Below are 15,137 nucleotides of genomic sequence, written 5' to 3'. Positions count from 1 at the left end.
CGACCAAAAACTATTTGCGCATGGTTCGTACGATTAAGGAAGCCCCTGCCTCGTTAACCCAACTTATTATGATTATGACGAAATATTGATGAGCAAGCGGCAAGCGCCCAACCAGGCAGACAATTAAATCTAAGTAGCTTGAATGACCGGTGCAACGCCGCACTATCACATATAGCGAGCCTCCTTGGTCGCACAATGTTTTTACATTCCATTCTATTTTTCTACCTATATACCCATATAATGATAAAAAATACAATGGCTGATCAGTTAAGCAATGCAACAATTACTATTTGATTAGCATATCATTCTTGACAGATTTTACACCCGCAACACTACGTGCAACTTCAACCGCTCTATTGGCATGAGCCCGCGAACTAACGAAGCCACTCAATTGAACAACACCTTTGAAAGTTTCAACGTTAATTTCAGCAGATTTTAGGGTGGGTTCATTGAAAATCGCTGCTTTGATCTTTGTGGTAATGACACTATCATCGATATATTCTCCGGTTCCTGATTGCTTTGCGGTAGGCGCACAGCCCAGCAAAGAAATTATTAGGATACTTAAGAAGAAAGTGAAGAAATTGTTATTAAGCTGCGTCATCGTCATGATAAGGTTCTCTCGAATAATTGATAAAGCTAAACACCCTCTCAATTTTTTTAGACCAAGGGGGACTTTGTTTACTTTACTACTTTGGGTACGGTATTCAATCTGAAGTCCGTGATCTTGTTCGATTCTGCGATAAGTCTTTATTATTGCAGGAAACGGTTTTCTGAGAACCCGCCGAGCAAGAATCATCGTACCTTTCCATTTTTAATCGTAATCCTCAAATTAGACTACCAGAAATAATGCACTTGATGTGTACGCTAGCACACAAAGACGACTGCCCCTGTTGTAGATAATGGCAAGATAGTGAAGGATGTCTCATTCCGGATGATTCAGGTTGCTGCACGCGGCAGTTGTGGCCGCTGCCGAAGTGACCGATCGCAAAGGCAGGTTCAAGACTCGACGCTTGATTGCCGCCACATCAAACAATTCCCGCGCTGAACTCCTCAGTCTACGGTGAGGTGATGTTTGTGCGATTGCTCTGGCTTTGTGGGCTGGTGTACATACTAAATGCGCTATTTCTGTAATAATCTTAGAGAGGTAGGCAAGGGGGTTAGCTACTAAAAATTGGAATGGGTTCCAGCAGACTCAGTTCAAACAGAATTGAATCTTCATCCGATTGAATTGGATTAAATTAATATCCTGGTTCAGATAGAAGTACTTTGAAAAGGTTCTTTTGCCCTTTCCTGATAATGCGCAGTGAAGCAATCGTACTCTCAGTATTCAGCCGAGTGATCAAAAACCAAATAGTCTGGAAGACAGATGCAGAAAATACACGAAACAAAGAATTCTCTTTTGGCCCAAAATTGTTCAAATCGCACCTTGAGAAAATTCAGGCATGTTATGCGAATTCTGCTAACCATCATAGTCTCGTTGGCTTGTATATCCACTGCCAGCGCTGCAATAACGGATGATTCTTATATTGCTGGTTACGCTACCGGTATCCTCAAGTACGAACTCAAGAGTGATACCCCTTCGTTAACTGTACGTAACGGAAATATTACCTTATCAGCAAGTGAAGTATTACCAGAAGATCACGCCAGGATCACACAGGTGCTCTTGGAGATACCAGGAGTGACTGGAGTAAACATAAAGGAACCCACTGATCAGCAACCCATCACGACTACGTCTCCAGCGCCGAGTGATACCGTTACTGAAGAAGAAAAAAACATACCCACAACCGATGATCCAACAATACTTGCGACGGGGATTTTACCCTCAGGCTATTTATTTAAGCCGTTACTGGCAGATCCGCGGTGGGCTCATTTTTCTGCTGCCTATCGCAATTACCTTGGGGGCAATATTGATGGTGATAATAACGCTGCTGTTAGTTTTGGTGAAACATTACCGTTTTATCGGGCCAATTTCGGGAAATACTCCGCACAATGGGAAGTGGGGCTGCAAGCTGGCGTGTTTAGCGATTTCAATCTCGACGCCCCTTCATCCGATCTCATCAACACAGATTTCATTGCATCGATTTATTCAAGCATGCGTGCAGGTAATGCATCTGCATTCGCGCGGATTTATCATCAGAGCTCGCATCTTGGGGATGAATTTCTACTAAGGAAGCTAACCGACCTCGATCGGGTCAATCTTAGTTACGAAGGTATCGATCTCAGACTGTCTTATGAACTTCCCTATGGAGTGCGTGTTTATGGAGGAGGTGGCGGTATCTTTCACAAAGAACCCTCAACAATCAAACCTTGGTCAATTCAATATGGCATCGAATTCAGGAGCCCGTGGCGCTTGGATATTGCCCCAGTACGGCCTGTTCTGGCGATTGATATTAAGAATTACGAACAAAACAATTGGAATGCTGATCTCTCTGTTAAGGCTGGATTTCAATTTGAAGATTTTCAGGTTTTCGGTAGGAGACTTCAATTTTTTGCCGAATATTTCAATGGGAACTCTCCTACTGGTCAATTTTTTAAAGAAAAAGTTGACTATATGGGAATCGGAGCGCACTACCATTTTTAGATCTGTCTGTCGCATCCAGGATACTCGTATTCCTGGCCAATCTCGTTGATTGCCTTTACGCCCACGCAGAGCCTCTAGGCCAACCTTGGCTTTGAACTCGGAGCTGTGATATTTCTGCTTTTCGATTCGCTCATTACGACTCGTTCCTTATGGCAGTGTCCAGCTTAAATTGCTATCTTGAAAAAGGGGAGCACTATAGCTCCGCAAACACAATGGGATGGTCGAGCGTTTCAACGGGCGTATTGCTGACGTACTCAAGACACATCGATTCAATAGTATAGTACTGAAGATCTGGAACAGACCTTGATACGTTATGTCAGTCTGTATAACCAGCAACTACCTATGTTTAATGGCGCTGCATTGATTAGGCAGCCCGTCATCAGCCTTCGTCAAATGCATTTTGTATCCATTCAATTTCCCGGTTACCGGAAATCAGAATCGCATCAAAACGGCAGGGAAAATCTTCATCACACCTTGCCAGATAATGCCGAGCGGCGCGTGTCAGCTTGAGCTGCTTGGCAGGCGTGATGCTGGCAGCTGCACCACCAAAGAGTTGATTAACGCGCATTCTGACCTCAACAAATACTACCGTGTCGCCATCCTGCATGATGAGATCAATTTCACCAAACCGGCAGCGATAATTTTTTTCCAGCAGAGTTAATTGCTGTTGTTGGAGAAAAATAGTGGCCTGTTGTTCGGCATCACTGCCTTTGTTTTTCGTGGATGACATAGGAGTACCTGTAACTTATTGGAAAATTATTCCGGGTTGCTTCAGTACGCTACACTTGCGGCTAAAGGTCTATTGGCATTCGCAAAGGCAATTTTTTACTGATTTTTAGAAATTCCCTTTTATCTTTTCACCGGTTTGTACCCGCCACAGGTTGGCATACAGGCCATTATGTGTCAGGAGTGCTTCGTGCGTACCTGTTTCCACTACTTCCCCCTTGTCCAGCACATAAATGCAATGAGCGTTACGGATAGTGGAGAGGCGGTGAGCAATAACAATAGTAGTGCGACCGATGGTAATTCGTTCCAGTGAGCGCTGAATGGCGGCTTCTGTTTCATTATCTACTGCTGAAGTAGCTTCATCGAGTACCAGCACTGGCGGATCCTTGAGCACGGCGCGTGCAATGGAGATGCGTTGCCGCTGGCCACCGGAGAGTTTTTGTCCCCGTTCTCCCACGATGGTCTGATAATCATCCGGTAGTTCTATGATGAAATCATGTGCCTCGGCTGCCTTGGCGGCAGCGATCACGTCTTCCATGCTGGCGCCAAAAGAACCATAGGCGATGTTTTCATACACCGTGCCGTGGAACAGGTAAACATCCTGGCTGACCAGGCCGATTGATTTGCGCAGATCGTGCAGGCGTAAATCCCGGATGTTATGACCATCCAGCAGGATACGGCCTTGTTGTGGTTCATAGAAACGCAGCAGCAGCTTGACAATCGTGCTTTTGCCACTGCCGGTAGCGCCGATCAGTGCAATAGTCTCGCCAGCGGGGATAGTCAGAGAAAGATGATTTAACGTGGAAATACGCCGCTCATAATGGAAGCTGATGTCATCAAAAACAATTTTCCCGCCAATCTGTGCAGTAGTCAGGGTTTGCGGCCCATCAGTAATGGTGGGTTGAGCCTGGAGCAAATCCAGCACACGGTGGGTAGAAGCCATTGCCCGCTGGAACAAATCAAGTGTTTCTCCCAGGCGGGTGAGCGGCCACAGCAGGCGCTGGGTCATGAATACCAGAATACTGTATGCGCCAACATTGAGGTCTCCACCGGCAGCCATTAATCCCGCCGCCACTAGAATGGCACTGAAGCCCAGTGCAATCACCATACGGATGATTGGTACAAAAGCGGCGCTGAGGGCAATTGCATGCTGGTTTTTTTCCTGATAGACATGGCTTTCACGCTCGATCCGGCGCAATTCGTGCTGCTCCGCCGTATAGCTTTTGATGGTGGCAATGCCGCTAAGATTATTGGACAGATAGCTGTTCAAAATGCTGACCTGCTCGCGGATAGCCATATAGCGCGGAGCAATCCGCTTCTGGAACAAATAAGAACCGGCCACGACGAACGGCATCGGTAATAACGCCATCCACGCCACACCAGGAGTCAGATAAATAAACATGCCGCCTACCGTAATCACAGTAGTTAGCAGCTGGATGAGATCATTTGCTCCGACATCCAGAAACCGCTCCAGCTGGTTGATGTCATCGTTCAGAATCGCCATCATTCCCCCGGTACTGCGTTCCTCAAAATAAGCCAGCTCCAGTTTCTGGATATGACTGTAGGCATCCAGACGCAAGGTATGCTGGATATCCTGTGCCAGATTGCGCCAACACAGCTTGAGCAGGTACTCCCAGATGGATTCAAATCCCCAGACGATCAACGTGAGGATGGCCAGTATCCACAGCTGGGCGGAGACATCCGGAAATCCCAGATGGGCGAAAATGGAAGTTTGCTGATTGACGACAATATCCACTGCCATACCGATCAGCACGGGTGGCGCCAGATCAAACAGCTTATTGAGAATCGAATAAAGCGTGGCGAGCCAGATGCGGCCACGAAACAGATGGCCATAGCGCAGCAGACGAACCAGCGGGGCGGTTGTGTGATCAGGTGTCATAAAATATCAGATTGGCTTGGATTTAAGCTGGTTAAACAGGCTGGAAGCTGGCTGACTGTAAATGGAAAAAGCAGAGGAACTGCCGTATAGTGCGATTATGCCCGTGGAAAATCATAGGAACAGACGTTTTATAACCAGAATATGCCAACTGCAGCAGGAGTATCTAAAGGAACATTATATGTGGTTGGCACACCCATCGGGAACTTGCGTGATATTTCCCTGCGTGCACTGGAGGTACTATCTGCTGTCGATTGCATTGCAGCCGAGCATGTCCAGAGCGCACAAAAACTGCTGGCAGCACACACTGTACACATCGCTGTGCATAACAACACTACACATACTCGAATCACGCCGTTGCATCAGCATAACGAAGGTAACGCAGCGCAAAAAATCATTGAGCTGTTGGTATCTGGTCAATCCGTCGCTCTGATTTCTGATGCAGGCACCCCGGCTATCTCTGATCCAGGTGCTTTTCTGGTGCAACAGGTGCGTGCGCGAAATTTTCCGGTAGTGCCGATTCCCGGTGCCAATGCGGCGCTGTGCGCCTTGTCTGCTTCCGGGTTGATTGCCCCGCACTTCTTCTTTTATGGATTTTTACCAGCTAAAAGTGGTGAGCGTCAGCGCAAATTGACGTCTCTCAAGACATTGTATGCTTGCATTCCGGTTTTTTATGAAGCACCACACCGCGTACTCGAATGTGTTGCAGATATGGTTGCCGTATTCGGCCCAACCCGTGAAATCACATTTGCCCGTGAACTTACCAAGATTTTCGAGACGATTCACACCTGCATACTGGGCGAAGCCCTGGATTGGCTGCGAGCAGATGAAAATCGGCTGCGAGGTGAATTCGTTTTGCTGCTGGCGCCAGAGGAAGAGCCAGATCAGGAAGATATCAGCCTGCAAGCCGTGCATACACTGGCCATTCTGCAAAGAGATCTGCCTCTGAAACAGGCCGTGCAACTGGCTGCAGAAATTACCGGAGAGAGCAGGAAAAAACTGTATACCCGGGCGCTGCTGGAACAAAAGACAGGGATGTGACAAATCCAGCCAGATTTGGAAATTTTTACTGCTGTGGAGTTCTGGAGGAGAATTTGTGTTTGTTTATTGATTTGTGAGGAAAACCGGATTGAACGATATGACAAACAAGCTGACGTTTACCCGCCCGGATGACTGGCATTTGCATCTGCGTGATGGCAAGGCTATGCAGTCAGTCTTACCTGATACTGCTCGGCGTTTTGCGCGCGCCATGATCATGCCGAATCTCAAACTGCCCGTGGTAACGACTGAACAGGCGGCTGCCTATCGTGCCCGTATCTTGTCTGCCTTGCCACAGGAATTGGTAGGCCAGTTCGAGCCGCTAATGACACTATACCTGACCGATACCACTACACCTGAAGAAATTAGCCGAGCAAAGGCGAGCGGGATTGTACAGGCAGTTAAGCTGTATCCGGCCGGGGCGACCACACATTCCGATGCTGGTGTTACTGATATTGACCGCTGTAAGGCCACACTGGCGATGATGGAGAAGCTTGATATGCCTTTGCTTGTGCATGGAGAAGTGGTTGATCCTGCAGTGGATATTTTTGATCGTGAAAAAATTTTTATAGATCGGGTGCTGATCCCACTTTTACAGCGTTTCCCGGGGTTGAGGGTGGTATTTGAACATATCACCACTCGAGAGGCGGTTGAGTTTGTGCAGTCGATTTCCAACCGGATTGCTGCCACGATTACCGCGCATCATCTAATGCTGAACCGCAACGCTTTATTTACAGGTGGTTTACAACCACATCATTACTGCCTGCCGGTGCTAAAGCGGGAAATTCATCGCCAGGCGCTGGTAGCAGCAGCAACCAGCGGTCATTCTCGTTTCTTTCTCGGTACTGACAGTGCGCCACACCCACTAAAAGATAAGGAATCAGCCTGTGGTTGTGCGGGTATTTACAGCGCCCACGCAGCGATTGAATTTTATGCTGAAATATTTGAGCAGGCTGGAAGGCTTGATCGGCTAGAGGCATTCGCCAGTTTCTACGGCCCTGATTTTTATGGCTTGCCGCGCAACACGGATCAAATTTCATTAAGCAAAGAAAGCTGGCAAATACCTGGAGAGGTCGAGTTTGGTGGAGACAGGTTAGTGCCACTTAGGGCAGGAGAACAGGTCTGCTGGAGGTTATGATGGAGAGTGGATTTATTTTGATTCATCAGATAAGTGCGAATATACTGTATGGATGATTATTGTGATTGGTTCCTGAATCAAGCAACCTGAACAATCCGCTCTGCTGCTGTTTTAATGCGCATTTGATCGCCTATTGAACCTACCTTTTTGGAAAAGAGCAGGTAATTTTGTTTCTGCAACTAGACGATTTGCCAGATTATATGCAGGAACTATATTTTTCCTGCGGATTACTTTTTCCGTCAGCAATAAACGGAGGTGTTGAAATGTTCTTTCTAAAAGATGATCTGGTTGTAAAACGAATTTTTACGATCAGCATGACGCTGTCTATGGCCTTGTTTATCTTGCCAGCTTACGCTGCTGAAGAGGCTGTAGAGAGAGATCTCGGAAATAGTGGTCAGTGGTCAGGCGGTGAAAACGTTTATGCCAAGGTGTGTGGTTATTGTCATGACACCGGGATTGGCCCTTCTATCAAAGGCCGGCAATTACCGCCCGAGTATATTACCCATGTCGTGCGGCACGGGTTTCGAGCTATGCCTGCTTTTCCTGAGCCGTATATTAGCAACGAAGATTTGAAATCCCTCGGGCAATATATTCAACAAACCACTCCTGAAAAAAAGTGAGGGTAATTCCATGGATATCCAGCGTCGCCTACTACTCAAGGGTATCGTTCTGAGCGGTGTTTCAGGTTGTCTTGGATGGGCAAATCCAAGCGTTGCTCTGGCCGCCGCTACTAACCGCGCCCAATCTGCCAAGTTTTTCAACCCGGAAACGACTCTACTGCTGGTAAACGGGGAGACAGAACATTCAGCTTTTCTGCAGGGTGCCTGGATTGCTGGTGGTGCCAATATGGAAGTACATGACATCAACATAGAACGGGATTTTCTGCTGCTGTTGCAGCGCCGCATTAAGGAAATGTCGACAGAAGGGTGTGTTATCACTGGTTTGGTGGATGATGCCAGTGGCACACTTATTATTGATCTGGCTCGTTCCACAGGCGCTTGTATGCGCTGGCTGGGACAGCATACGGTGGAGCCAGAACAATCCCGCCATCTGTTGTACAGCAGCAGGGTTGCTGGTGATCAAGGTGGATTGTTCGGGCATCAGCTTGCTTTACGTGGCTTCAGCTGTATCCATGGAAGCCATCGAAAGAGAGAAGAACAAGTATTAGAACCCATTTTGTACACACGTGAAGGGGTTCGGGAAGATGCTCAGTGGAGCACAGATCTTGGATTTGCGCTGACTGGTGATGATCTGGTTGATTTTTCGGAGGCTCCACAGATTAACAGCGGGTCGGTAGCGCCGCTGAATGGACACTTCGTTTCCTTTGCCTTTAAGATTCAAGGAGTTTCAATATGAATGAGCAAAACCATGATGTGTTGCCTCGTGGTGTTTCCCAGCAGGAATTTCAGAAAGCTATTGAAGCATTCCAAAAATTGTTGGGTGATAAAAATGTATTGACCAGACCAGAACAGCTCATTGCCTACACAAAAATCATGATGCCGGTAGATGATGCCGAGCATGCGCCATCAGCTACTTTGGTCGCAACGACTGTGAAACAAGTTCAAGAGGTTGTCAAAATCTGCAACACATACAAGATCCCAATCTGGACCATTTCTACTGGTCGCAATTTCGGTTATGGCTCTGCTGCACCACACCATCGTGGCCAGGTGATACTTGATCTCAAAAAAATGAATAAAATCATTCATGTTGATCCAGAACTATGCACTGCGCTGGTTGAGCCTGGGGTGACCTATGGGCAGTTATATGACTACCTTCAGGAAAATAATTTGCCTCTGATGTTGTCATTTTCCGCACCATCGGCGATTGCCGGGCCAGTTGGCAATACCATGGATCGTGGTGTCGGCTATACGCCGTACGGTGAGCATTTTATGATGCAGTGTGGTATGGAATTGGTATTAGCTAACGGTGAAGTACTGAGAACTGGTATGGGGGGTGTCAAGGGGGATAACAGCTGGCAGGTATTCAAGTGGGGCTACGGCCCGACTCTGGATGGCATGTTTACCCAAGCCAATTATGGCATTTGTACCAAGATGGGCTTCTGGCTGATGCCTAGGCCCCCAGTAATCAAGCCATTCGAGATCAGGTACGAACATGAATCCGATATTGCTGATATTGTTGAACTACTGCGTCCATTGCGGATTACCCAGGTCATTCCAAACTCGGTGGTAATTGCTAATGTTTTGTGGGAGGCGGGAAGTGCCAACGTACGTCGCTCCGAATACATGACCGGGCGTGGAGCGACACCGGATTCAGTACTCAAGCAGATTCAGCATGATAAAAATCTGGGTGCCTGGAACGTTTATGCCGCATTGTACGGCACTCAGGAACAGGTTGACGTTAACTGGAAGATCGTCACCGAAACAATTAAAAAATCAGGTAAGGGCACGATCATTACTCAGGAGGAAGCAGGCGATACTCAGCCGTTCAAGTATCGTGCCGAGCTGATGTCCGGTGTGCCTAATCTGCAGGAATTCGGATTGTACAACTGGCGTGGAGGTGGCGGCTCCATGTGGTTTGCACCGGTTAGCCAGGCCCGTGGCAATGAATGTGACAAACAGAAGACGCTGGCCAAAAAAATCCTCAACAAACACGGTTTGGATTACGTGGGTGAATTCATTGTCGGTTGGCGCGATATGCATCATGTCATCGATGTGCTGTACGATCGCACCAGTAGGGAAGAAACCGAATCTGCTTATCGGTGTTTTCATGAACTGATCAATGAATTCGAAAAAGAGGGATATGCCGTCTACCGCGTCAATACTGCCTTTATGGAGCGTGTCGCACAAAGCTATGGTCCAGTAAAGCGTCGGGTCGAACACGCAATTAAACGAGCGCTCGATCCAAATAATATCTTGGCGCCGGGTAAATCTGGAATCGATCTCGATACTTTCGAAGAATGATGATTGCTGCCGCGCGGATTGCAATCTACGAAACAGGTGAAGCTGTTTTTTTGATCAGAGTGAACAGTAGTCGTATGAAAGAGATACGCAGGTTGTTTCTATTGTATATGCAGGCGGTAAGTATTGAGAAGGATATGGATTACGTAAGGTTTCTTACAGGTATTTGATTCCACATCATGTCAAGATAAAATTGGAGTATGACCAAGGCCACATTTTCGTTTATTTGTCTGGTTCTATCGATATTTTCCTACTGTTATCTGCGAGTATTCTGAACGATTTTGTGGCACTTTCTTCCGCCATGCTGGTAATCATCCATGGCATTTGGGGTGGCAAGCGGAAGGAGATACGTCAAGCGTGTTGTTTGCGAGCCCGCAGATAATCGATTGCTGCTTGCCTTGAGCCCTTGAAGCAGGGATTGACCTGGCGGCGTTGTAGTGAGCCGAGATACAGTGGGTCATAGTAATATCTCACCAGTTTTTCAATCCAGGTCTTGTTTGATTGAATTTCATTTCTGTTTACAAAGCTGGATCGGGCGTTTTCCAGATCCTGTGATACTTCCTGAAACCTAACTCCTCCCAGTTTTTTGCTGATTGCCTGCAAGGCACTTGCGTATTTGTCGAATAATAACAGCGCTTGTTGGCACAGTATTTCCTGAATTTCCGTAGCAGAAGACAATGGTTGTGTGTTGCGCCGAGCCTGCTGTGCTTGGCCGATAGGGGTAGCAACAATGTAATCTCCGAATATGTTATCTACCCTGGTATTCAATGGTTCATCCACCCAGATGATTTCAGAGCTGCGCATGTGTTCAAAGAAGCTGGCTGGTAAATATACCCTGCCGGTATGTCGGCTTTCGTCTTCCACAACGACTGGATCAAACAGATAGTTCTGTTTCAGTTTGAGCAAATTGACAGCCAACTGATTCTCAAAATCGATTTGTGTGGGCTGGGGGAGAGACATTCCTCCAAAAGCCGAGCCACGATGCCGGGCAAGGGCTTCGATGTCAAGTACCGGGTAACTGTTTCTGATCTCCTGGATTAGCTGGGTTTTGCCACTGCCCGTTGGTCCGGTAATGACCAGTAGCGTGTGGTTTTCACTGAACCGGTCAATTGTGTTGATCAAAAATTGGCGTGCCTGCTTATAACCACCGATGATCAATGGCCTGTCGACACCAGCATCTTTCAACCATTGTTGCGTGATCTGCGAGCGCTTTCCTCCTCGAAAGCAATACAGCACGGTTCGGGGATGTTGCCGGATAAAATCAAGCCATTGCTGCAGACGATCCTGTTTTGCCTGACCCGAAATCATCTCATGGCCAAGCATGACTGCTGCCTCGGAACCTTGCTGTTTGTAAGTAGTGCCGACCAGTGCACGTTCTTCGTTGTTGAGGATGGGCAGATTGACTGAGCCGGGCAGGGATCCCAGTATGAATTCAAGCGGTGCACGTACGTCAATCAGTGGCGTATCCGCTGTGAATAAAGCTGTTAGCTCATCGCTATCAATGTTTGGATTATTCAAATTGCACCGCTTTATCTTGACGAGGATGAACGGTTCCCACTATTGCTGCTGGCTTGAAGTATGTGCGCAGTGCCTGCAGCACGAGCTGGCTGGCTTCGGGCACCACGCTTAATAATAAACCACCACTGGTTTGCGGATCGTGAATTAGCAGTTTGTACAGCGCATCCAGTTTTGCATCGTCGATATGTGGCGTGGTGTACTCTGCATTGGTCCGGTGTGCTTTGGTCAGAAAACTATTTTTCAGACAGTAGAAAGCTTTGTCAAACCTGGGAAGATTACCAGTTGCAATGCTCAGGGTAACGTTGCTGGCGTTTGCTAGTTGCATGGCGTGGCCGGAAAAGCCGAAGCCGGTGATGTCGGTAGCGGCATGGATAGCTGCCAGCAAATCCGGTGATAGATAGTCGATGACGTTATTGATGGCCGCCATGCTTTCTAGCGCGTCCATGATGTCCTTCTCCTGCAATTGTTGCCGTTTTATTCCGGCTGTCAGGGTGCCTGTTCCCAGCGCCTTGGTCAAAACCAAATGATCTCCCGATTGTGCGTTGGCATTGGTCCATACCTGCTGCGGATTGACTAACCCGGTGACCGATAGGCCAAACTTCAAGGTGTCATCATCAATTGAATGGCCGCCGACAAAATTGGCACCTGCTTCAGCGATCTTATCGCTGGCACCTTGCAGGACATCAACGATGATGTGTTCGGATAAGGTGGCCAGCGGAAATGCCAGAATACCCATGGCGGTAACGGGCCTGCCACCCATGGCATACACATCGCTGATAGCATTGGCGGCAGCAATTTCACCAAACAGTCTTGGAGTATCAACAATCGGCGTGAAGAAATCCAGTGTTTGCACCAGAGCAGTTTGTTCATTGATTTTGTAGATGGCGGCATCGTCAAAATAGCGGCCATCCACCATCAACGCAGAGTGTGCAGCTGGAAATCTGACTTGCTGCAAAATCCGGTGTAATGTTGTGGCGGCAACCTTGGCGGCACACCCGCCTTTTTGTACCGTTTGTGTCAGTGCGATTTTTTCTGGATGCATAAATATTCAAAATAAAAAGTGTTCTGCTGTAACGAGTATCCAGTGAAATACTGGTTAGTGCCGAATTAAACGGGTTTTCAGGTTGTCAGCACAGCGATCTTCTGTCGCCAGTTTGAGGCAGTAGTATAATAATGTTATGGTTGTTAAGTTAGCCTGTCTTGATATTTTAGAGGACAGTAATATCTCTGCTTCAAAGACACTGTTTTTCCTCAGTTGATTAATAATTTTCCATGCCGCTTCTGACACTCGATAACGCCTGTTTAGCCTTTGGTCACCATGCTTTGCTCAATCAAGCCGTGTTGCAACTTGATCCGGGCGAACGGGTTGGATTGATCGGGCGCAACGGCACCGGTAAATCCAGTCTGTTGCGTGCGCTGGTAGGTGAGATCAAACTGGATGACGGGCAACTGTGGATGGCACCTGGTGTAAACGTTGCTTATATCCCGCAGGAGCCGGTGCTAGATGAGAATGAATCAGTATTTGCAGAGGTTGCCCGAGGGCTTGGTACACTGGCACAGACCTTGCTAGATTATCATCAGGTATCTCATGCGCTGGGGGAGGAGGGAGCAGATACCGAGAAGCTGCTTGATCGTATGCAGCAGTTGCAGAGCGTGCTTGAATCCCAAAATGGCTGGAGTCTTCATCATAAGGTGGAAACGGCGATCAACCGACTTGATCTACAGGAAGATACGATTGTAGGAACGTTATCGGGAGGAGGACGCAAGCGGGTGGCACTGGCGCGGGCGCTGGTTGTGTCACCGGATGTGCTGCTGCTGGATGAGCCAACTAACCACCTGGATTTTTCGTCGATAGAATGGCTTGAGGAAATGCTGCAGGGGTTTTCCGGCAGCATGATATTCATTACTCATGACCGACGTTTTCTGGATAACGTAGCGACCCGCATCATTGAGCTGGATCGTGGGGAGCTGAAAGGTTTTCCCGGTAATTTTTCGGCATATCAGCAAAAGAAAGCTGAGCTGCTGGAAATCGAAGCGGTTCATAACCGGAAATTCGATAAGGCGCTGGATCAGGAGGAAATCTGGATACGTAAGGGAGTTCAAGCCAGACGGACGCGTAATGAAGGCCGAGTTAGAAGACTGGAAGCGCTGAGGTTGGAGCGTGCGGCCCGGCGGGACCGGGTTGGGAATGTTAGTTTTCGGGTGGATGCAGGGCAGCATTCCGGGCAGCTGGTCGCGGAACTGGAACATGTGACCAAGCGCTACGGAGATAAAATGATTATTCGAGATTTCTCTTGTCGTATCATGCGGGGTGATCGTGTCGGGTTGCTTGGCCCTAATGGTTCCGGTAAGTCCACTTTGCTGAAACTAATACTAGGTGAGTTGCAACCAGATTCTGGGACGATACGACTGGGCACCAAGTTATCCATAGCCTATTTTGACCAACTGCGGGAGCAATTGGATGAAGATAAAACTTTGGTTGATTCCATCAGCCAGGGTTCAGAGTTTGTTGAAATTGATGGTGCGCGCAGGCATGTCATTAGTTACCTGGAGGATTTCCTGTTCCCACCGCAGCGTGCCCGCTCGCCCGTAAAATCTTTGTCTGGCGGTGAACGTAACCGGTTGTTGCTTGCTCGCTTATTTACACGCCCGGCTAATGTGCTGGTTCTGGATGAGCCGACCAATGATCTCGATATTGAGACACTTGAATTGCTGGAGGCCTTGTTGCAGGAATATAGCGGTACGCTTTTTCTGGTGAGCCACGATCGTGCCTTTATTGATAATGTGGTGACCCAGGCCATTGTGTTTGAAGGAGATGGGTATCTGCGTGAATATGCAGGCGGCTATCAGGAATGGTTGCAATCCAAATCAAATGTAAAAACGCCACAGCAGGAAAGTAGTGACTCTCTCAGATCGATAATCAAATCGCCCCAGGTGGTCAAAAAAGATAAATCACCTGGCCCTGCCGGATTAAGTTATCAGGAAACTAAAGAGCTGGAAGCATTGCCGGAGAAAATCGATATCCTTGAAAAAGAACAAATAATAGTTGGCCAGAAATTGAGTACCCCTGTTATTTATAAAAACAACCCTTATGATGCAATGGTATTGCAGGCGCGTGCGGCTGAGCTGGAAAAAGAGCTTGCGGCATACTATTCCCGCTGGGAGATGCTGGAAAACAAGCAGATCGTTGTGGAAACAATTTGTAAAAAGAAAGGGTAAAAAGTGCTGAAGAAATAATTTCCCTATACACAACAGGGACATAGCTACAACCTTCATTGACTAAACAACACCCATCGTTTAAAGTTCGCTTTTTTGAGAGGA

Annotated in this window: 12 protein-coding genes and 1 pseudogene; 8 read left to right on the top strand and 5 right to left on the bottom strand. The window is 47.7% G+C overall.

Translation table 11 applies throughout. The annotated features are described in order from the left end of the window. Positions 1–286 precede the first annotated feature (286 nt). Entirely contained in the window at positions 287–601 is a 315-nt protein-coding gene (locus ACZ5EJ_RS07650; protein ID WP_041353796.1) for a BON domain-containing protein, read from the bottom strand. 765 nt (positions 602–1,366) lie between these two features. Here ACZ5EJ_RS07650 and ACZ5EJ_RS07645 point away from each other — a divergent pair. Next, positions 1,367–2,581, top strand: a complete 1,215-nt coding sequence (locus ACZ5EJ_RS07645; protein WP_011634711.1) for a DUF1207 domain-containing protein — start codon at positions 1,367–1,369, stop codon at positions 2,579–2,581. Between the two features lie 211 nt (positions 2,582–2,792). Next, positions 2,793–2,923: pseudogene (locus ACZ5EJ_RS07640) on the top strand (IS481 family transposase); the annotation flags it as partial. Between the two features lie 37 nt (positions 2,924–2,960). Here ACZ5EJ_RS07640 and ACZ5EJ_RS07635 read toward each other — a convergent pair. Beyond that, positions 2,961–3,311, bottom strand: coding sequence for a YraN family protein (locus ACZ5EJ_RS07635; protein WP_011634710.1), 351 nt, complete (start codon positions 3,309–3,311; stop codon positions 2,961–2,963). Positions 3,312–3,416: 105 nt separating this feature from the next. Continuing rightward, entirely contained in the window at positions 3,417–5,207 is a 1,791-nt protein-coding gene (locus tag ACZ5EJ_RS07630; protein WP_011634709.1) for an ABC transporter ATP-binding protein, read from the bottom strand. A 141-nt stretch (positions 5,208–5,348) separates the two neighbouring features. Here ACZ5EJ_RS07630 and rsmI point away from each other — a divergent pair, with 141 nt between their 5' ends. From rsmI to ACZ5EJ_RS07605, 5 genes are all read left to right on the top strand, one after another. Further along, positions 5,349–6,245, top strand: a complete 897-nt coding sequence (gene rsmI, locus ACZ5EJ_RS07625; protein ID WP_011634708.1) for a 16S rRNA (cytidine(1402)-2'-O)-methyltransferase — start codon at positions 5,349–5,351, stop codon at positions 6,243–6,245. 97 nt (positions 6,246–6,342) lie between these two features. Next, entirely contained in the window at positions 6,343–7,380 is a 1,038-nt protein-coding gene (gene pyrC, locus ACZ5EJ_RS07620; RefSeq protein ID WP_011634707.1) for a dihydroorotase, read from the top strand. A gap of 167 nt (positions 7,381–7,547) precedes the next feature. Continuing rightward, positions 7,548–8,000, top strand: a complete 453-nt coding sequence (locus tag ACZ5EJ_RS07615; RefSeq protein WP_207204467.1) for a c-type cytochrome — start codon at positions 7,548–7,550, stop codon at positions 7,998–8,000. A gap of 10 nt (positions 8,001–8,010) precedes the next feature. After that, entirely contained in the window at positions 8,011–8,736 is a 726-nt protein-coding gene (locus ACZ5EJ_RS07610) for a hypothetical protein (RefSeq protein ID WP_011634705.1), read from the top strand. Beyond that, positions 8,733–10,301 (top strand): FAD-binding oxidoreductase, encoded by a 1,569-nt coding sequence (locus ACZ5EJ_RS07605; RefSeq protein WP_011634704.1) that lies wholly within the window; start codon positions 8,733–8,735, stop codon positions 10,299–10,301. Before ACZ5EJ_RS07610 ends, ACZ5EJ_RS07605 begins: the two co-directional genes overlap by 4 nt. 348 nt (positions 10,302–10,649) lie before the next feature. Here ACZ5EJ_RS07605 and mnmH read toward each other — a convergent pair whose 3' ends face one another. Next, entirely contained in the window at positions 10,650–11,816 is a 1,167-nt protein-coding gene (gene mnmH / locus ACZ5EJ_RS07600; protein ID WP_011634703.1) for a tRNA 2-selenouridine(34) synthase MnmH, read from the bottom strand. After that, positions 11,809–12,858, bottom strand: coding sequence for a selenide, water dikinase SelD (gene selD, locus ACZ5EJ_RS07595; RefSeq protein ID WP_011634702.1), 1,050 nt, complete (start codon positions 12,856–12,858; stop codon positions 11,809–11,811). Before selD ends, mnmH begins: the two co-directional genes overlap by 8 nt. Positions 12,859–13,088: 230 nt before the next feature. Between selD and ACZ5EJ_RS07590 the strand changes: the two genes are divergently transcribed. Further along, on the top strand, positions 13,089–15,035 hold the full coding sequence (locus tag ACZ5EJ_RS07590) for an ATP-binding cassette domain-containing protein (RefSeq protein WP_011634701.1): 1,947 nt from the start codon (positions 13,089–13,091) through the stop codon (positions 15,033–15,035). Positions 15,036–15,137 lie beyond the last annotated feature (102 nt).

Source organism: Nitrosomonas sp. TNE100, from assembly GCF_055387135.1.
The sequence above is the reverse complement of the archived record's forward strand: the minus strand, read 5'-3'. Positions and strand labels throughout refer to the sequence as shown.

What these genes read in the sequence shown, in the direction of transcription:
- ACZ5EJ_RS07650 (WP_041353796.1), bottom strand. Translation starts at nt 601, where the DNA reads ATGACGCAGCTTAATAACAATTTCTTCACTTTCTTCTTAAGTATCCTA.
- ACZ5EJ_RS07645 (WP_011634711.1), top strand. Translation starts at nt 1,367, where the DNA reads ATGCAGAAAATACACGAAACAAAGAATTCTCTTTTGGCCCAAAATTGT.
- ACZ5EJ_RS07635 (WP_011634710.1), bottom strand. Translation starts at nt 3,311, where the DNA reads ATGTCATCCACGAAAAACAAAGGCAGTGATGCCGAACAACAGGCCACT.
- ACZ5EJ_RS07630 (WP_011634709.1), bottom strand. Translation starts at nt 5,207, where the DNA reads ATGACACCTGATCACACAACCGCCCCGCTGGTTCGTCTGCTGCGCTAT.
- rsmI (WP_011634708.1), top strand. Translation starts at nt 5,349, where the DNA reads ATGCCAACTGCAGCAGGAGTATCTAAAGGAACATTATATGTGGTTGGC.
- pyrC (WP_011634707.1), top strand. Translation starts at nt 6,343, where the DNA reads ATGACAAACAAGCTGACGTTTACCCGCCCGGATGACTGGCATTTGCAT.
- ACZ5EJ_RS07610 (WP_011634705.1), top strand. Translation starts at nt 8,011, where the DNA reads ATGGATATCCAGCGTCGCCTACTACTCAAGGGTATCGTTCTGAGCGGT.
- ACZ5EJ_RS07605 (WP_011634704.1), top strand. Translation starts at nt 8,733, where the DNA reads ATGAATGAGCAAAACCATGATGTGTTGCCTCGTGGTGTTTCCCAGCAG.
- selD (WP_011634702.1), bottom strand. Translation starts at nt 12,858, where the DNA reads ATGCATCCAGAAAAAATCGCACTGACACAAACGGTACAAAAAGGCGGG.
- ACZ5EJ_RS07590 (WP_011634701.1), top strand. Translation starts at nt 13,089, where the DNA reads ATGCCGCTTCTGACACTCGATAACGCCTGTTTAGCCTTTGGTCACCAT.